17 protein-coding genes are annotated in these 17,095 nt (G+C 63.6%); 8 read left to right on the top strand and 9 right to left on the bottom strand.

Translation table 11 applies throughout. The annotated features are described in order from the left end of the window. The first annotated feature begins 72 nt into the window (after positions 1–72). Positions 73–1,107: a dihydrodipicolinate reductase gene (locus J3E61_RS25795; protein WP_210086694.1), complete on the top strand. Its 1,035-nt coding sequence runs from the start codon at positions 73–75 to the stop codon at positions 1,105–1,107. On the opposite strand, the gene J3E61_RS25790 is transcribed toward J3E61_RS25795, so the two are convergent. The 3 genes from J3E61_RS25790 to J3E61_RS25780 are packed head-to-tail and all read right to left on the bottom strand — an operon-like array spanning position 1,104 to position 4,327. After that, positions 1,104–2,030, bottom strand: a complete 927-nt coding sequence (locus J3E61_RS25790; RefSeq protein WP_210085787.1) for an SDR family NAD(P)-dependent oxidoreductase — start codon at positions 2,028–2,030, stop codon at positions 1,104–1,106. The two genes, J3E61_RS25795 and J3E61_RS25790, sit on opposite strands and share 4 nt — an antisense overlap. Next, positions 2,027–3,031: a dihydrodipicolinate reductase gene (locus tag J3E61_RS25785; protein WP_210086693.1), complete on the bottom strand. Its 1,005-nt coding sequence runs from the start codon at positions 3,029–3,031 to the stop codon at positions 2,027–2,029. The genes J3E61_RS25790 and J3E61_RS25785 overlap by 4 nt, the downstream gene beginning before the upstream one ends. Before the next feature lie 57 nt (positions 3,032–3,088). Next, positions 3,089–4,327 (bottom strand): cytochrome P450, encoded by a 1,239-nt coding sequence (locus J3E61_RS25780; protein WP_210085786.1) that lies wholly within the window; start codon positions 4,325–4,327, stop codon positions 3,089–3,091. A gap of 141 nt (positions 4,328–4,468) precedes the next feature. On the opposite strand from J3E61_RS25780, the gene J3E61_RS25775 reads away from it, so the two are divergent. After that, entirely contained in the window at positions 4,469–5,557 is a 1,089-nt protein-coding gene (locus J3E61_RS25775; RefSeq protein WP_210086692.1) for a dihydrodipicolinate synthase, read from the top strand. On the opposite strand, the gene J3E61_RS25770 is transcribed toward J3E61_RS25775, so the two are convergent. Beyond that, positions 5,531–6,673 carry an ABC transporter substrate-binding protein gene (locus J3E61_RS25770; RefSeq protein ID WP_210085785.1) on the bottom strand — a complete coding sequence of 381 codons (1,143 nt, stop codon included), beginning with the start codon at positions 6,671–6,673 and terminating at the stop codon, positions 5,531–5,533. The two genes, J3E61_RS25775 and J3E61_RS25770, sit on opposite strands and share 27 nt — an antisense overlap. A gap of 40 nt (positions 6,674–6,713) precedes the next feature. Here J3E61_RS25770 and J3E61_RS25765 point away from each other — a divergent pair, with 40 nt between their 5' ends. The 4 genes from J3E61_RS25765 (at position 6,714) to J3E61_RS25750 (ending at position 10,926) form a co-directional block, all read left to right on the top strand. Continuing rightward, entirely contained in the window at positions 6,714–7,346 is a 633-nt protein-coding gene (locus J3E61_RS25765) for a TetR/AcrR family transcriptional regulator (RefSeq protein ID WP_210085784.1), read from the top strand. 118 nt (positions 7,347–7,464) lie between these two features. Next, positions 7,465–8,253, top strand: coding sequence for an SDR family oxidoreductase (locus tag J3E61_RS25760; protein WP_210085783.1), 789 nt, complete (start codon positions 7,465–7,467; stop codon positions 8,251–8,253). A 31-nt stretch (positions 8,254–8,284) separates the two neighbouring features. Beyond that, positions 8,285–9,736 (top strand): aldehyde dehydrogenase family protein, encoded by a 1,452-nt coding sequence (locus J3E61_RS25755; RefSeq protein ID WP_210086691.1) that lies wholly within the window; start codon positions 8,285–8,287, stop codon positions 9,734–9,736. 26 nt (positions 9,737–9,762) lie between these two features. Further along, on the top strand, positions 9,763–10,926 hold the full coding sequence (locus J3E61_RS25750; RefSeq protein ID WP_210085782.1) for an NDMA-dependent alcohol dehydrogenase: 1,164 nt from the start codon (positions 9,763–9,765) through the stop codon (positions 10,924–10,926). Between the two features lies 1 nt (position 10,927). On the opposite strand, the gene J3E61_RS25745 is transcribed toward J3E61_RS25750, so the two are convergent. From J3E61_RS25745 to J3E61_RS25725, 5 genes are all read right to left on the bottom strand, one after another. Further along, a complete protein-coding gene (locus J3E61_RS25745; RefSeq protein ID WP_210085781.1) occupies positions 10,928–12,124 on the bottom strand; it encodes a cytochrome P450 in 1,197 nt (398 codons plus the stop codon). Between the two features lie 18 nt (positions 12,125–12,142). Beyond that, the gene (locus J3E61_RS25740) at positions 12,143–12,979 is read right to left on the bottom strand and encodes a mycofactocin-coupled SDR family oxidoreductase (RefSeq protein ID WP_210085780.1); all 837 of its coding nucleotides are present in this window, start codon (positions 12,977–12,979) and stop codon (positions 12,143–12,145) included. Positions 12,980–13,134: 155 nt separating this feature from the next. Then, a complete protein-coding gene (locus J3E61_RS25735) occupies positions 13,135–14,019 on the bottom strand; it encodes a carboxymuconolactone decarboxylase family protein (protein WP_210085779.1) in 885 nt (294 codons plus the stop codon). After that, on the bottom strand, positions 14,016–14,819 hold the full coding sequence (locus J3E61_RS25730; RefSeq protein WP_210085778.1) for a mycofactocin-coupled SDR family oxidoreductase: 804 nt from the start codon (positions 14,817–14,819) through the stop codon (positions 14,016–14,018). The genes J3E61_RS25735 and J3E61_RS25730 overlap by 4 nt, the downstream gene beginning before the upstream one ends. Further along, entirely contained in the window at positions 14,816–15,646 is an 831-nt protein-coding gene (locus J3E61_RS25725) for a mycofactocin-coupled SDR family oxidoreductase (protein WP_210085777.1), read from the bottom strand. The genes J3E61_RS25730 and J3E61_RS25725 overlap by 4 nt, the downstream gene beginning before the upstream one ends. Positions 15,647–15,706: 60 nt before the next feature. Here J3E61_RS25725 and J3E61_RS25720 point away from each other — a divergent pair, with 60 nt between their 5' ends. After that, positions 15,707–16,276, top strand: a complete 570-nt coding sequence (locus J3E61_RS25720; RefSeq protein WP_210085776.1) for a TetR/AcrR family transcriptional regulator — start codon at positions 15,707–15,709, stop codon at positions 16,274–16,276. Between the two features lie 154 nt (positions 16,277–16,430). Further along, positions 16,431–17,087 (top strand): TetR/AcrR family transcriptional regulator, encoded by a 657-nt coding sequence (locus J3E61_RS25715; RefSeq protein ID WP_210085775.1) that lies wholly within the window; start codon positions 16,431–16,433, stop codon positions 17,085–17,087. The last annotated feature ends 8 nt before the right edge of the window (positions 17,088–17,095 follow it).

The raw sequence follows: 17,095 nt of genomic DNA, 5'->3' as shown, positions 1-17,095 counted from the left end.
GGGAGCCGACCGTTGACAATCCCCCGGCCGATTCGGGTCATCCAGTGGGCCACCGGAGCGGTAGGCACAGAGATGGTGACGACGATCCTGGATCACCGACCTGACATTGAATTGGTAGGCGCCCGCGTGTACTCCGATGCGAAGAACGGCGTGGATATCGGAACCATCGTCGACCGAAGACCGATCGGTGTAACGGCGACCACCGACACGGCGGAGATCCTCGCCCTGGATGCCGACGTCGTGTTGTACGCCCCCTCGTTCACCAACCTCGACGACGTCTGCGCGCTTCTCGAAAGCGGAAAGAACGTGGCGACGCCGTCATTTCTGTTCCATCCGCGACGCATCCCCGAGGCAGATCGCCTCCGCCTGCGAGCGGCGTGCGAGAAGGGCAACAGCACCATCCATGGCAGCGGACTGAATCCCGGAAATCTGTCGGGTGTGCTGCCGCTGGCACTGTCCGGAATGAGCCGCACAATTGAGAAATTCACACTCCAGGAGCGGGCTGACTGGACACTCTGGGAGAGCACCGACATCACGTTCGACGGAATGTGGTTCGGTCGGCCGACTGACGACGTCACACCCACTGCGAACGAATATCTTCGTTTCCTCACAAGGTTGTTCGTCGAACAGACCTGGTTCATCTCCGACACGTTGAACGCCGACATCGATGATGTCTCGGTGCACCTCGAGACGGTGCCGGCAACGAAGGACTTCCAAATCTTCGACCACGTCGTCCGGGCCGGGACGACCGCTGGGCAGCGCTGGAACTTTACGGGGCATCGCAACGGCGACACGCTGATCGAGTTCGAAACCTTGTGGACCGTGGGTGGGGAGTACCCGAAGCACTGGCCGACGCCCTTGGACGGCTGGACTCTGACCCTTGAGGGCGACCCATCCATGCGCACACACTTCTTCGCATTGGCGAGCTTCTCACGTGAGGCCTCGATCGAGGAGCATGTGCGAGCGGGCTTGATCACCGTCGCCATGCAAGTCGTGAACGCCATTCCGGCGGTCTGTGATGCGGCCGCCGGGTTCGCGACCATGGCGGATCTGCCATTGATCAGAAGCTACACGGGGTTCGGCAACGGCCCGGCAGATGCGGGCTAGTCACCCAGACCTATCGCCATCTCGTCGAAGATGCTGCCCGGCACGCAAAGCCCGGCGGTGTCGGTGATCTCACCGATATGAGTGGCGACGTCCTCGGCGGTGAACATGTCGTTCGGGCTGAACCATCCGCGGGTCACGCCGATCTGCACCGCGGCGACGCGACCGGCGAACGCACTGAAGACGCTGTGCGTCGTGGTGCACGCCTCACTGGCGAGATAGGCGACGACAGGCGCAACCTGGTCGACCCGCAATGAGTCAAGAAAAGCCCGTGCGTCTGGTGTCTCGGCTGCCTCACGCATCAGCGCCAACGCCATCCGGGTGCCTGCCATCGGCATGATGGCGTTGGCGGTGATCCCGAACGCGGCACCTTCCAGCGCCGCCACATTCATCAGCCCGAGCATCCCAGTCTTTGCCGCCGCGTAGCCCGCCAGTCCGGCCTGACCGAAAACGCCTGCCGCTGAGGACACGAAGACCAATCGACCGTAGCCGGCCTTCTTCATGACGGCGAACCCCGGCCGTGCAACGTGGAATGCGGCAAGCACATGGTGGCGAATCAGGGCGTCGAACCGCTCGGTGGGCCACTGCTCCAGCGGACCGTCGTGGATGATGCCGGCGTTAGTGACGATGACGTCCAAACGTCCATATTCGCGAAGCGCGAGGTCGACGGCTTCGCGGCCGCCATCCTCGGTACTGGCATCAGACGTACACGCCACTGCTCGGCCGCCCTCGGCCGCGATGGCCGCCGCCACGTCATTTGCCGGTGCACTGTCACGACCTCGGCCGTCGGCGCCCGCGCCGTTGTCGTGGACGACGACGGAAGCACCGCGTCGGGCGAGTTCTCGGCAGTACGCCTGCCCCAACCCGCGCCCACCGCCGGTGACGAGGGCAACACGATCGGTGAAGGTGATGGCCGCCGGCGTCACCGATTGGTCCAATGCGCGACGAACGGGGCGATCCTCGACAGGTCGTACAGTCCGGGTTCGGCGGCGACCACCGCCGGTATCGCGTTGACGGCGTGCATCGCGGTGGCCAGACATCCCTGTGCGGCGTGATCCTCGCCTTCAGAACCGATGACGAGGTGAAGACGCATATTTGGTTCGCCTTCGAAGGTGAGCTGGTATCCGATCTCGCTCGGCCAGTCCGGAGCGAGATCGTCTGCCATGCGGGTGAGGTGCTCGACAGACATCGTTGTCTCGCCGCAGTCGACGGAGACGCCGAAGCGCATCGCACCGACTGTGCCCGCCGGGATTTCGCCCGCGGCAACCGTCAGCGTTCGCGGTGTGGTCGCGACCTCACGGAAGCCTTCGACTGATCGGATTTCCAGTCCCAGCGCCTGCGCAAGCACCGTGGCGCTGCCGATCCACGCGCTCGCCGCGTAATCGGTGTTGGACAGCAGCGGGGTGGTGTCGTCGGGGGCATGACCGAAACCCATGGCGTTGAAAATCAAATCGTGGCTGGCGTACGTCGAGTAGTTGAGTACCTCACGTACGCTGATCCGATTGGTCTTCTGGGTCAGGCGCGACAAGACAGGACCCAACGACTCGCCAACGAATCCGGGATACAAGCCGAGCCCGAGAAACGAGGATCCCCCTGTGCGACATGCCTTCTCGATGTCGTCGGCGAGGGATTCATGCAGCGACCGGGGATGGATGAACCGGCTGCCCGTGGCCACCACATTCTTTCCCGACGCGAGCAGGTCGCAGACATCGGCGAAGCAGCCGGGGGTATCTGTCTCCACCTTGCCCATGTAGAGCACGACATCGGCATCGGTGTTGATCACGGCGTCCCGGTCGTCGGTGGTGACGACACCCGTCTCCCCCACGCCACACAACACGCCGGCGTCCACCTTCGCCTTGACCGGGTCGTAGACCCGCACGGCGACGAGATCGAGGTCCTGCCTGTCGAGCACGTGACGCAGCGACATAGTTCCGGTCACACCCGTCGCCCACTGGATCACACGAGTAGTCAAGAGTCGATCTCCTCAGTCCCACACGACGTCGAGCCGCGGTGGCGACCGGAACATGGTTCCGGTGATGTATGGCGGTGGCGCGTCGGGGTCCAGTCGTAGCCCGGGCAGTTCGTCAAACAGTGCGTTGAAAATCTTGGTGCTCTCGAGCCGGGCCAAATGCATTCCGAGACAGACATGCGCACCGTGTGCAAAACCGATGTGCGGCTTGCGATCCCGGAAGATGTCGAACTTCTCCGGATCATCCCAGCGACTCTCGTCGTGATTGGCACTGCCAAGACTGAGCATCATCGTTGCGCCCTTCGGTATCGCGACACCACCCATCTCGGTGTCGCGAGTTACCTCGCGCATGAAGTTGAGAAGTGGGGTCTCCCATCGAATGCCCTCCTCGATGGCTTGTGGCAGCAATCCGCGATCAGCGCGTACGGCGTCGAGCTGGTCGGGGTGGGTCAGCAGCGCCATCGCGAGACTGGCCGTCGATCGTGACGTCGTCTCAGCGCCCGCGGGCAGCAGGTTGCGCATGAACCCGTAGATCTGCTCGTCGGACATTCTCACTCCGTTGACCTCAGCGCCGGCCAGGATGGACACCATGTCGTCCTTCGGCTTTTTGCGCCGGTCGGCCAGAATTCCGACGAAGTACTCCTTCATCTCCGCCGAAGCGCGCATCGCACACTCCATGTCCCCACGAAAGCCCAGCAAGTCGATGGCGAGCCGATGGAACTGCAACACGTCGGAATCGGGCAGGCCGAGCAGCGCCGCGATGACCCGTACCGGGATCGGCATGAACACGGCGTCGACGAGGTCGATACGCCTCGCGTCCTTGAACTTGGCAATTGTTCTCGCGACCAAGGGGCCCACGAGCTCAGCGTCCCACCGCTTCATCGAGGAACGCGCGAACGCGAACTCGTGCAACTTGCGGTACACCGCATGCTCGGGTTCCTGCATCTCCAGGATCGTCGGACCCTGCAGCGGCCTGACGATGTCTTCGTAACAGCGCGTACTGAATGTGACGTTGTCGGTGAAGATCGCCTTCACGGTGTCGAACGTATAGGCGGTGAACGTCGGCGGACCGTCACCGTCGTTGCCGACCACGCCCATCTCCGGCCACCCAGCGTGCACGGGACTCTGCGCCCGCAATTCCTTCAACATCGGGTAGGGCGAGGCATCGCCGTCGGCGCCCATGCCCGCGTTGAATCTGCTCTGGGCATCCCGAATGCTCTGTTCGAGTTCCTCGACGGTCGCCGGCTGGGCCATGGTGCGGCTCCTCACTGCTGTTTCGGCATGCACAACATACACCTTGGTGGTTGCAAACCTACATGATGTAGGTTGAATCGAGCCCGTAACCGGGCGGTACGCGAAAGCGCAACCAGGAGCGATCGATTGGCTATTTCAGTAGTGCAATGGGCCACCGGCGCTGTCGGGCGCGCCGCGTTGGCGGAACTGATTGAGAATCCCAATTTTCAGCTGGTGGGGGTATTGGTATACGACCCGTCGAAGGCGGGCCAAGACGCAGGCGCGCTGTGTGGTCTACCGGCAACCACCGGGGTGTCGGCCACCTGTGACAAGGAGGAGATATTCGCACTCGGCGCCGACGTCGTCATCCACGCAGCCAGCAAGGCCCACGCGGTCGAGACCAATGCCGAGGACATCTGCCGGTTGCTTGCGGCCGGAACCAACGTCATCACGACAACCTCGTATAACCACCTGCCCACCTATGGTGCAGACACGGAGGCCGCCTTCGTCGATGCCTGTCGCACAGGAAGCTCTCGGTTTCACGCCGCGGGCGAGAATCCCGGCTTCATGTTCGAACGTCTCGTCGCCACAGTGACGGGGCTCAGCAAGAGCATCGACCGCATCGACCTCTACGAGGCGACCGACGTTTCGGCCGTGGACAGCCGCCCCATGCTCGTCGATCTGATGGGGATGGGCCGACCACCCGAAGACGTCAGCATCGACTCACCGATCATCAAGAAGCTCGACCTGGCCTACCGGCAGGCGCTCAACGCCACCGCCGACGTGCTCGGCATCCGGCTGTCGCATGTCGAGGTGTCGGTGGACGCCACCACGCTCGACCACGACATCGAGGTGCTCGCCGGCAGGATCGCGGCGGGAACGGTCGTCGGCCAACGATTCTCGTGGGTCGGCCATTGGTCGGGCCGGCCGTTGCTGGCCATCCACGAAGAGTGGGTGCTCACCCGCGATCTGCCGCAGTGGGGTCTGGTGCCGCTCGCGGTCGGTGCGAAGGCACCGCTCATCCGCGCTGTCATCAAGGGTGTGCCCAGCTTCGAACTTGCTCTCGACGTCGGCTGGGACGGCCAGTCACCCACCGGAAAGCATGCACAGCCGGGCCATCTGATGATCGCGATGGGAGCGGTGCGTGCCATCCCGGATGTACTGGCACATCCGCCCGGAATCGTCACCGCCCCGGTCTTCGGGGCGATCCAATTAGCCGGAGTTTCAACGAGTCAAGCCGACCGCGCGTGAGATGTTGTCGCTGGGAGCCGAATGGAAGACGTGACGGCTCCCGTCCGGCAGCACCCGCCGCGCGATCAGATAGTCCGAGCCCAACCAGCCCTGCCTGATGAAGCGCCCGAAGCGGAGGAAGGTGCCCGGCGCCCCACTGGCCGACGGGATGAGCTTCACCTGTTCGATGCCGCACTTCACGCCCTCACCGGTCAATGGCCGCGCCGCCGCCAACCCGCGCACGATCACCGTGCCGACGTCGTATGCCAATCCTGGCATCGAATGCCCTGGCCGACGGCCGTATCGCGCCTCGAACCGATCGAGGAACGCCTGCCCGACCGTGTTTCGCTCGTCGTAGCTGTCGAGCCCGACCCAACCACGCAAGTGGTGCATCCATTCGGCACTGATATGAGCCATCTCGAACGCAGTGGTGGTGTAGCGCGGCGGGTCCCAATCCGCGGCCATGAGTGCATCGGAGAATCCCCACAGTCCGTGGCCGAACCCCACGTGCACGAGCGCATCCGGTTGGGCGGCCGCGAGCTCGGCAACCGCCGCCGACTTATCGGCTTCCACTTGTGGAATCGCCACCGTCGTCACGACTTTCAGGCCAGCCGCCGAATATGCCTTCTCAGCGAAGGCGAGATACTCCTTGCCGATCAACGACGCCTCGTACGCGATTGCGATCCTGGACCGACCGTCACCGAGCATCACCGCGGCAAGCATCACCGGCTCCTCCGGCATCGATCCGTTGTTCAGGGCGAACGTCCATTCACTGAGTGCACCCTCCGAACCCGACAGGATGATGTTGGGTACCTTGCCGACACGTTCGGCGTGTGCCGTCAAGGGCACTGCGTTATCCGAGACGTATGGCCCGAAGATCGCCAAGCACCCCGCGGCGACCAACTCGTCGTACCCCTGCTCGACGGCCTGATAGGTGCCGTTGGGCAAGCCGATCACGTTGCGCTCGACCACTTCGATTGGTCGGTCGACGAGGCCAGACGCGGCAGCCTCATCAAAGACCAGTCGCAGAGTGTCCAGAGTGTCGTTGTCCGTGCCGGTTCGGGTCGGATAGTCGTTGAGCAAGCCGACTTTCAGAGGAGCCACGGAGCCATACGCGCGAACTTCGTCATCACCCATTAGCGCAACATACAGTATGAATGTTGTTACGATGCCCGACATGGCCAAGCGTGGTGGCACCGACATCGAACGTCGGGCACGGGGCGATCAGACGCGACGCGACCTCATCGACGCCGGCCGCACCCTGTTCGTGGAGAAGGGTTACTTCAACACCAGCATCGGCGATCTGGTCGCCACATCGGGCGTCGGCACTCGCGGCGCCTTCTACCACCACTTCAAAGACAAGGCCGAGCTGTTTCGCGCGGTGTTCGAGGAGGTCGAGCGTGACCTCACGCTGAGGTCCTTGGCATCCCCCCCGTCGGGCGCCGATTCGTGGGAGCGGCTTTCAGCCGGACTGCACGGATTCTTGGAGTCGGCGCTCGAGCCCGAGGTACAGCGGGTCATGCTGCTCGACGGTCCGGTCGTACTGGGCTGGCGGACACTGCGCGCAATTCAGGAGAGCAACAGCATCGCCCTCATCAACGAGATGGTGGCCGGGGCCATCGCGGAGGGCATCATCGACGACCACCCGGTCGGCGAACTGACCCACATGCTGGTAGCCGCCCTCGAAGAGGGCGCTCTGCTTGTCGCGCATGCCAAAAGCCCGGCGAGGGCCCGCACTCGGGCTGCGCGAATACTCGACCGACTGATGCTCAGCTTCGCGATCGAGCCGCGGAACGTATTGAAACGCTAGCCCTTCCCCACGCCCCAGCATTACCTGAGCCTGTATGTAAATCGGTGTTATCGGTAAGTGAATATAGTCCTTCTACAAAACTGATAATGTGGCTCTCGCCTCATTCCAAGGAGTTTTGATGCATGACACGCCGCCACTGCGAGTTGCCGTTGTCGGAGCCTCGGCAGGCCTGGGCCGCTGCATCGCAATGGGCCTGTCCCAACGCAACGCCCGGGTGGCCTTTTTGGCCAGACGACGTGATCGCCTCGTCAAAGCGGCCGATGAAGCCGGTAACGGCGCGTTAGCGGTCGCGTGTGACGTCACGGACAGCGCCACCTGCCGACATGCCGTGGATGAAGTCGTCGCGGCCTTCGGCGGTCTCGACGCACTGGTGTACACGACCGGTGTGGGCGTGCTCGCGCCACTCACGGACGTCAGCGCCGATCAGTGGGCGAACCTCTTCGCCACCAACGTCACTGGTGCATCACTCATCACAGCGGCGGCCGCACCCCACTTGGCAGCGGCCGCCGGATCGGCGATTTATCTGTCGTCGCTGAGCGCTTCTTACTCCGCGCCGTGGCCGTTTCTGGGCGCTTACGCGGTGTCCAAAGCCGCGCTCGACAAACTGGTCGAGGCATGGCGTATCGAGCATCCGAACATCGGGTTCACCCGCCTTGCGGTCGGTGACTGCTTCGGTGGTCAGGGTGACTCCCAAACCGAGTTCAACAAAACCTGGGACCCTGATGCGCTCGAGAAGGCCATCCGGTTTTGGATGGACAACGGCTATATGCAGGGCGGCCTCGTCGACGCCGATCACCTCGTGGGTGTCGTGCACTCCGTACTCGCCTGCGGCAATAGCAGTTTCATCCCGTATCTGACCCTGGCGCCACGGCCGTCCGGTGCCGTCGCCGAACTTCGACAATGGTGAAGGACATCTCACGGTGACCCACGAATCCCGCATGCTCGTCGACGGCAAGCTCGTCGAATCCGAAACCGGCCGGCAATTCGACAACATCAACCCGGCGACAGAGGAGGTGCTCGGCTCAACCGCCGACGGCACCCGCGCCGACATGGAGCGCGCGGTCGCGGCGGCGCGCCGCGCCTTCGACCAGACCGACTGGTCTCGCAACGGTGAGGCCAGGGCTGCCGGCCTTCGGCAGTTACAGGCGGCGCTCGAAGCCGAACGGGAGGAGCTGCGCAACGAGCTGGTGGCCGAGGTCGGTTGTCCGGTGCTGTCTACCTACGGACCGCAGCTTGATGTGCCGTTGAACGAGGCACTGACCTGGCCGGCGGACATGATCGGTGAGTTCCCTTGGAGGCGTTCACTTCCCGACAAGGATGCATTCGGAATGGGCACGCCTGCGACGCGGGAAGTGTGGAAGGAACCCGTCGGCGTCGTCGGAGTCGTCACGCCGTGGAACTTCCCCTTCGAGATCATCCTGAACAAGATCGGCCCGATACTGGCGATGGGCAACACGCTGGTGCTCAAACCGGCGCCCGACACCCCGTGGAACGCCACCCGGATCGGCCGAATCATCGCCGAACAGACGGATATCCCGCCGGGCGTGATCAACATCGTGACATCGTCTGATCATCTTGTGGGCGAGGTGTTGTCGACCTCGCCGTTGGTGGACATGGTGGCGTTCACCGGGTCGACTGCTACCGGCCGACGCATCATGGCGGCTGCTGCCGAGACGGTCAAACCCACCTTCCTCGAACTGGGTGGCAAGTCGGTCTATCTGGTGCTCGACGACGAGGGCGACATCAGCTCCACCGTCGGCGGCAGTGCGTTCATCATGATGCACGCCGGGCAGGGCTGCGCGATGCCGACACGTCTGCTCGTCCCGAACTCGCGATACGACGAGGCGGTCGAGATCGTCAAAGTTGCGATGGAGAAGAACAAATACGGCGATCCGACCGACACCTCAGTCCTCCAGGGGCCGCAGGTATCCAAACGGCAGCAGGAGCGGGTGCTCGGCTACATCGAGAAAGGGAAGCGGGAGGGGGCGCGCCTCGTCACAGGCGGGGGTGTCCCGAAGCACCTACCCAAGGGCTACTTCGTGGAGCCCACCGTGTTCGCCGACGTCGACAACCGCATGACCATCGCGCAGGAGGAGATCTTCGGCCCGGTGCTGTCGGTGATCGGCTTCGTCGACGACGACGACGCGGTCCGCATCGCCAACGACTCCATCTACGGACTGTCGGGCGTGGTCTTCGCCAACGATCTCGAGCGAGCCAAGTCCGTCGCGAGCCGGATCAGAACCGGCACGCTCGGAATCAACGGCGGCTTGTGGTACGGCGCCGACGCCCCGTTCGGCGGGTACAAGCAATCCGGTATCGGACGGCAGTGCGGCATCGAGGGCCTCGAGATCTTCACAGAGACCAAAACCGTCGGCTGGCCGGCAGCTTAGCCCGTTCGACCCACCGAGGAGAGTTGATGAAATCCAAAGCTGCAGTCTTACGCGGAGTCGGCGTGGATTGGGAAGTCACCGAGGTCGACCTAGATCCACCCCATGCCGGTGAGGTCCTGGTCAAGATGGCCTACGCGGGCGTCTGCCATTCCGACGAGCACTTCTACACCGGCGACAGCGTGCCCAGTGCGGAGATGGAAGAGATGATGCGGGCGTCCGGCGTCCCGGTCCCCGAATGGTTCCCGATGCTCGGCGGGCATGAAGGATCCGGCATCGTCGAGGAGGTCGGCCCAGAGGTCAAGACGCTGAAACCCGGTGACCACGTAGCGATCTCGTTTCTGCCCGCGTGCGGTAGCTGTCGTTGGTGCGCAACTGGATACACCTATCTGTGCGACGTCGGAGCCGACATCTACAGCAAGGCGATGACCACCGACGGCACGCGGCGGCGCCATCTTGGCGACGAGGATCTGATGGCCATGATGCAGGTCGGGACCTTCTCGGAGTATGTGGTCGCTTCGGAACGGTCGTTGGTCAAGGTCCACGACTGGATACCGCTGGAAGCCGCATCACTTGTTTCTTGCGGGGTGACAACGGGATTCGGTTCGGGTTCAGTTGCCGCGGGCACCAAAATCGGCGACACGGTCGTGGTAATTGGTGTGGGCGGAATAGGCATGAACGCCGTCCAGGGCGCGAAAGCGGCCGGCGCCAAGTACATCGTCGCTGTCGACCCCAACGAGTTCAAGCGCGACATCGCACCCGCTTTCGGTGCGACGCACACCGCGGTTGACGCAGGCGCGGCACTGGAACTCGTCAAAGAAATCACGTGGGGCGTCATGGCCGACCGGGTGGTCCTCACCCCGGGCGTGGTGCCGGCCGACATGGTGCTACTGGCGATGATGTTGCTACGCAAGGGCGGTACCTGTGTTATCACCGGCATGGCCAAGCTGACCGACATGATGGTGCCGTTGATCCTGCCCGACATGGTCAGCTCTTGTAAGACGCTGAAAGGCGTGCTCTACGGCGAGATGAACCCACGCGACGCGATGCCAATGCTGCTGTCGATGTACGAGGCCGGCACGTTGAAGCTCGATGAGCTCGTCACTCAGAAATACAAGCTGGACGACATCAACGAGGCGATGAAGGATCTGCGCGCAGGTAAGAACATCCGAGGGGTCATAGCCTTCGACTGATTCACGGCAAGACCAGGCGCAGCCTTTCCCAGCCCCGGACTGTCGACGTCGGCGCGAGTTCCGCTGTCTCGTACTCGATGTCCCACTCGGGCCACCGGTTGAGCAGCTCGTCGAGAGCGACGCGGCCCTCCAGCCGCGCGAGGTTCGCGCCGAGGCAGTAGTGCACACCCTTTCCGAACGTCAGATGCGAGATGTTGTCGCGATGGATGTTGAACGCCTCGGCGTCTTCATAGCGCCGGGAGTCTCGGTTGGCCGCACCGAACAACAGCAGCATCGCACTGCCCGCCGGCACAGTGGTGCCGTAGCACTCGAAATCCTTTGCCATCCAGCGCGCTACGTGTGGACCGGTCGGCTCGAACCGCAGCGTCTCATCAACCGCGCGCGTCAAGAGCGACCGATCCTGCTCGACGTCACGGCGCTGATCCGGATGCTCGGCCAGCACCTTGGCCAGCCAGCCGATCAGTCGTCCCGTCGTCTCGTTTCCGGCACCCGCGACCACCTGCGTGTAGCGCAGGATCTCGTCGCGGGTCAGCTTGCGCGTCACCCCGTTCTCGTCTTCGAACTCGACGTTGAGCAACGCAGTCATCAAGTCGTCCGACGGATTCTTTGCGCGCCAGTCGATGTAATCGGCGTAGATGCGGCCGTCGGCGATCTTGTCGGCGGTGATCACCTTCATCGGTGCGCCGGGCTTGGTGCGCAGGTTCGCGTCGTTGGCATCGCGGACCTGGACCTGCTCCGACTCAGGAATGCCAAGCAGCATGCCGATCACGCGCATCGGCATCATCGACGCAAGCTCGGCGATGATGTCGAAACCGTCCGAACCCACATGCGGGTCAAGGCAGTTGACGCAATACGCGCGGATCTGGTCTTCGATCTCGGCCATCCGGCGCGGCGTGAAGACCCGCGACATCAGCCCGCGCAGCATCGTGTGCACGGGCGGATCCTCCATCATCATCACGCCCTTGGGCATGTCGAAGTTCGACTGGATCAGTTCGAGGATGTCGCCGCGGCTGTTGGAGAAGGTCTCCCAGTCGGCCAGTGCCTTCTCCACGTCGGCATAGCGCGAGATCGCCCAGAAGTCGTAACGCTCGTTGTAGTAGATCGGCGCTTCGTCCCGCAGTCGCGCGTATACCGGATAGGGATCGTGGACAATGCCAACGTCATAGGGGTCGTAGTAGACGTCGTGCGCAATCGTCATGCGGGGGCGGTCCTTTCGTTACTTCAGGCAGCTACCCGCGTCGACGGGAAGCGTGACCCCCGTGATGTACCGGGCCTCGTCGGACGCAAGGAACAGCACCGCGTTGCTGATGTCCTCGGCGGTCACCCACGGGATCGGCAACATGTGGAAGGTCTGGCAGACCGGTGCCATGTCGTCGGGGCCCGGGTTCTCCAGATCCGGCCGGAACATCCGGTACGTCTGCTCGTTGTGTAGCAGCGGTGTGTTCACATGCGTCGGATGCACGGAGTTGACGCGGATGGAGTGCGCGCCGAGTTCGACGGCGAACGTCCGCATCAGCCCGACCACCCCGTGCTTGGCCGCCACGTAGTGACCGGTGTGCGGGTAGGTCTTCAGCCCCGCGACCGAACTGGTCAAGATGATCGACCCGCCCCTGCCGCCGGCCAGCAGGTGCGGGACGCCCGCCTTGACCGACTTCCACACCCCGGCGAGGTTGACGTCGATCATCTCCTGCCAGATGTCTTCTTTCATCCGGTCGAGCCTGGTTCCGATCGTTCCGATGCCGGCGTTGGCGACGATGATGTCCAAACCGCCGAGTTGTTCGACTCCGCTGTCGACCGCCTGCTTCAGCTGGTCATAGTCGCGGACGTCGACCTCGGCGGTGACGATGCGGCGATCCAGCGCCTTGACCAGGTCCGCGGTCTCGGCGAGGTCTTCTGGAGTTGCCGGCGGAGCGGGCGAGTCGGCGAAGGGTCGGCAGATGTCGACGGCGATGATGTCGGCGCCTTCCTGCGCCAGGCGCACAGCGTGACTGCGTCCCTGGCCTCGCGCAGCACCGGTGATGAACGCGACCTTGCCCTCTACTCGACCCGCCATGACCCTCCTCGATGATGTCGATATGCATCATCACCTGACTCCGGCGCCCGTGCTGAGCACTTGCACAAATTAGCGCTGAAGTTCACCGCATGGCGATGCGAATGGCCAGCTCGTCGAGGTTTCCATGCATCCCGTCGGTGAGGTCGATCGAAGGGTCACGACGCCGGTCCGCTCGCCGGGTAGATGTGGGTACGTTTCACCGGACGTTGCGGCGATCCGCTCTCCGGCGATGAGCACTGCGCCTCCTGGCGCCACTCGTCGAGCACGCGTTGCTTCTGCTCACCGATCACCTGGTTGAGGTGGGATGCTTTCGCCCAGCCGTAATAGGCACCGAAATGCAAAGCCAGTTCGCCCATTTCGTCGAAGGACACGTCTCGGCTCTTCAGGGCGGCGTAGACATGGCTCATGATCGGATACGGTGCGTCCTGGAACGCCACGCACGCCACGGTGATCAACCGCCGTTCCTTCATGCCGAGTCCTGGCCGCAGCCACATCTCGCCGAAGACGAAATTCAGGATGCCGGCACCTTGATACGGGTTATCGCGTTGCGGGGCGAACGGTAGGCAGTTGATGTCTTTGAAAGACTGTTCGCCGGTGAGCAGCCGTTCTTCGGGGTCGCTCGACGTGACAAGAGGCAACAGGGGCTCGGGCGGCGGCACGGCCTGTCCGCGTTCACGGTGAATCCGCTCCCACAGCTCGTCGACGATCATGTTGAAGCGCGACGCCTTGGGCCAACCGCTGTACACCGCGAAATGTAGTACAGTTTCCCGCATTTCGGCGATGGAGACATCGCCGCTGTTCAGGGCCGCATACACATGGTCTCTCAGCGGCCCCTCAGCGTCGGCCGCCGCCACGCACGGCAGCGTGACGAACCGCCGGTCTCGTCTGCTCAGCCCGGGACGCGACCACACCTCGCCGAACACGAAGTCGATCAGGCCGGTTTCGGTCGCCGGGCTGGAATCGTTGGGCGGCGCAACGGTCATCACTTCCACGAACGTCCGCCTGCCGCGCTCCACGCGCTCGGTGTCAAGGGTCGTCATCGCAGCGTCACTCCGGCGTCGACCTTGAACTCCAGACCTGTCACAAAGCGGGACTCGTCGGAGACCAGGAACAGCACCGCGTTGCTGATGTCGACGGCCTCGGCCATCACCGCGGGCAGTGCGTTGAGGAAGATCGGGACGAGATCGGGGCGCTGCTCGCCGAGAAGCTCGTGCAGGGACGCGGGCTGCATACCCGTCGCGACGCCGGTCGGGTGCACGGTGTTGACCCGGACATTCTGCGCGGCAAGCTCGTTGGCCAATGCCCGGCTCAACCCGACGACGCCATGCTTGGACGCGGTATACGGAAGGTGCAGCGGAGTGCCCTTCAGACCCGCAGCCGAACTGATGTTGACGAGGCTCCCACCACGCTCCACCAGATGAGGTAGCGCCGCCGCGCAGGTGTTCCAGGTGCCGATCAGGTTGATGTCCAACACCGTTCGCCATTGCTGTTGCGTTGTCTTGTCCCACGTGCCAACTGTCAGCACGCCGGCATTGGCGACGGACGCATCGAGCCCACCCAGTTCGGAAACGCCGTCGTCGACGATCGCGGCCAACGCTTCCGCGTCGCGCACGTCGACGACAGCCGTGACGACCCGACCGCCGTGCTTTTCGGCTAGTCGCGCGGTCTCGTCCAGATCTTCACGCGTCGACAGCGGGTACTCCAGCTCAGATATCGACTCGCAGATGTCGACGAGGATGAGATCCGCGCCCTCTTCGGCCAATCGCAACGCGTGGCTGCGACCCATTCCCCTTGCGGCGCCGGTGATCAGGACGCGCTTGCCGTCGACGCGACCGCTCATAATTTGTTGGTGAATCCGGCGTCGACGGGGAAGGTGACGCCCGTGACGTACTTGGCTGCGTCGGAGACGAGGTAGGCGATCGCGTTGCTGATGTCTTCGGGCTCGAGCAGTTCGACCGGCATCGGGTTCTGCAGATGTGGACCACCGTCGGGATAGTTCTCCAGGAAGGACACGATCGCCGGGTTGACCGCCATCATTGTGTTGACAGCCGTCGGGTGCACGGTGTTGACGCGGATGCTATGCGGGGCAAGCGCATTGGCGAGCGTGCGCATCAGCCCGACGATGCCGTGCTTGGATGCCGCATAGCCAAGACCGCCGCCCTGCAGCCCGCCGAAACCCCTCAAACCGGCGGTCGAGCTGGTGAACACGAGCGAGCCGCCCTGTCCCCCGCCGATAAGGTGCGGTATCGCAGCCTTGGCGGTGTGGAACGCACCGACGAGATTCACGTTGAGGACGTCGGTCCACATTTCGAGGTCTTCCTCGTCGGTCAGCTCACGGAACGCCATCGTCGCGATGCCCGCATTGGCGAGCACGATGTCCAGCCGGCCGAACTGCTCCACCCCGGCATCGAGCGCCGCCTTCAGCGCGTGGAAGTCGCGCACATCGGCAACAGAGGCGACCATCTTGCCGCCCGCGGCCTCGACCAACGCCACCGTCTCGTCGAGCTCTTCGCGAGAAGCCATGGCATAGCCGTTTGAGGCAATGTCGGCGCAGATGTCCACGCCGATGATGGCGGCGCCGTCGGCGGCCAGCCGCACCGCGTGGCTTCTGCCCTGGCCACGGGCCACGCCGGTGATGAAGGCGACCTTGCCGTCCAAAGAACCCATCGATCCTCGCTTCGTTGCATCAGTAACCGCGTTACACCCGGTACGGTAACCTGGTTACTCATGGACGGCAAGGGGCAGGACCGGATTCTCGAGATCGTCGTCGAGTTGCTCGAAACCGAGGGCTACGAAGCGGTACAGCTGCGCGAGGTCGCTCGTCGGGCCCGCACCTCGCTGGCCACTATCTATAAGCGATACGGCACCCGCGACGAGTTGATCCTGGCCGCGCTCAACTGCTGGATGGAAGAGAACCGGTACTCCGGGTTGACGAAGCCGCATGATGCCGACGAATCGTTGTATGCCGGGTTGATGCGCGTGCTGCGCACGATTTTCGAGCCGTGGGAGCGCCACCCCGCGATGTTGAACGCGTACTTTCGTGCCCGCTCCGCCCCCGGCGGTCAGAAGCTGGTTCGGCGTGGCTTCGACGCGGTGGTGCCCGCGGCGATGGAGGTGCTCGCCGACGCCGACCCCGCATTCGTCGAGGACGTCGACGACATCGTGTCCAGCGCCGTCTACGGCCTGATGGGTCGTTTCGCCGCCGGCGAGATCGACATCACCGAGATCCTCCCCAGCCTCGACCGCACGGTGTTCTACCTGACGGCGGGATACGAGGCCTCGCAGTCGCTCAAGTAATTGCCCGTGTACCGAGCGACAACTGATTTGTCGCTTGCTACGCGGGCACCTTCGAATACTCCCTCAGGACGGCACGCTCGCGTCCGCCACCATGCGAATAGTTAGACATGCGTCAACTATTTACCACCGCGAATCTGGCTGCTACAGTCGGCCTGTGCGCAAGAACAGCGTGGCTGTAGCGGCTGACGGTAGTCAGCGGCGGGCTTCCTATCAACGCGCGAGGTCCCACGAGACGAAGCGTGCTTTGGTGCAGGCCGCGATGGCGCTATGGCGCACCAACGGCTACGCGAAGACGACGGTGGCCGACATCTGCCGCGCCGCCGGCGTCTCGCGCGCGCTGTTCTATTTCTATTTCCCGGCCAAGGAAGACGTGCTCTTCGAGGTCGGCCTGCTGTCCACCCGCGCCGCGCAGAAAACCGTGCGCTCGCTGCTGCAGAAGGACTACGAGATCGACGCGGTCATCGTCGAAGCACTGCGCAGCCTCGAACGCTCGATGGCACGCAACCCACGTGACCTGATCATCGAAACGATCCTGGAGGGCTACCGCCACGAGCACCGCATCCTCGCCGGCGAGCCACTCGACGACGGCGACGCCGATATGTTCGGCGAACTGTTCGCCAAGGCGCAGCAGGACGGCAAGCTGGCGCCACATGTCGATGTGCGCCACCTGTCCCACCTCGCCGGCATGCACGTCAGCGAAGGTGTACGGCATTGGGCCGCAGGCACTTACGGCGACCGCTCGTTCACAGAGGTCGTCAGCCGCGATATCACCGCGTTGATCGCCGGCTACAACATCGTCACCTTCAACTGAAAGGACGC

It is taken from the genome of Mycobacterium sp. OAE908, from assembly GCF_017872775.1.
GTDB lineage: Bacteria > Actinomycetota > Actinomycetes > Mycobacteriales > Mycobacteriaceae > Mycobacterium.
Note: the sequence above shows the minus strand (reverse complement) of the source record. Positions and strands in the feature narration are given on the sequence as shown.

What these genes read in the sequence shown, in the direction of transcription:
- J3E61_RS25795 (WP_210086694.1), top strand. Translation starts at nt 73, where the DNA reads ATGGTGACGACGATCCTGGATCACCGACCTGACATTGAATTGGTAGGC.
- J3E61_RS25785 (WP_210086693.1), bottom strand. Translation starts at nt 3,031, where the DNA reads ATGTCGCTGCGTCACGTGCTCGACAGGCAGGACCTCGATCTCGTCGCC.
- J3E61_RS25780 (WP_210085786.1), bottom strand. Translation starts at nt 4,327, where the DNA reads ATGGCCCAGCCGGCGACCGTCGAGGAACTCGAACAGAGCATTCGGGAT.
- J3E61_RS25770 (WP_210085785.1), bottom strand. Translation starts at nt 6,673, where the DNA reads ATGGGTGATGACGAAGTTCGCGCGTATGGCTCCGTGGCTCCTCTGAAA.
- J3E61_RS25765 (WP_210085784.1), top strand. Translation starts at nt 6,714, where the DNA reads ATGGCCAAGCGTGGTGGCACCGACATCGAACGTCGGGCACGGGGCGAT.
- J3E61_RS25760 (WP_210085783.1), top strand. Translation starts at nt 7,465, where the DNA reads ATGCATGACACGCCGCCACTGCGAGTTGCCGTTGTCGGAGCCTCGGCA.
- J3E61_RS25755 (WP_210086691.1), top strand. Translation starts at nt 8,285, where the DNA reads ATGCTCGTCGACGGCAAGCTCGTCGAATCCGAAACCGGCCGGCAATTC.
- J3E61_RS25750 (WP_210085782.1), top strand. Translation starts at nt 9,763, where the DNA reads ATGAAATCCAAAGCTGCAGTCTTACGCGGAGTCGGCGTGGATTGGGAA.
- J3E61_RS25745 (WP_210085781.1), bottom strand. Translation starts at nt 12,124, where the DNA reads ATGACGATTGCGCACGACGTCTACTACGACCCCTATGACGTTGGCATT.
- J3E61_RS25740 (WP_210085780.1), bottom strand. Translation starts at nt 12,979, where the DNA reads ATGGCGGGTCGAGTAGAGGGCAAGGTCGCGTTCATCACCGGTGCTGCG.
- J3E61_RS25735 (WP_210085779.1), bottom strand. Translation starts at nt 14,019, where the DNA reads ATGACGACCCTTGACACCGAGCGCGTGGAGCGCGGCAGGCGGACGTTC.
- J3E61_RS25730 (WP_210085778.1), bottom strand. Translation starts at nt 14,819, where the DNA reads ATGAGCGGTCGCGTCGACGGCAAGCGCGTCCTGATCACCGGCGCCGCA.
- J3E61_RS25725 (WP_210085777.1), bottom strand. Translation starts at nt 15,646, where the DNA reads ATGGGTTCTTTGGACGGCAAGGTCGCCTTCATCACCGGCGTGGCCCGT.
- J3E61_RS25720 (WP_210085776.1), top strand. Translation starts at nt 15,707, where the DNA reads ATGGACGGCAAGGGGCAGGACCGGATTCTCGAGATCGTCGTCGAGTTG.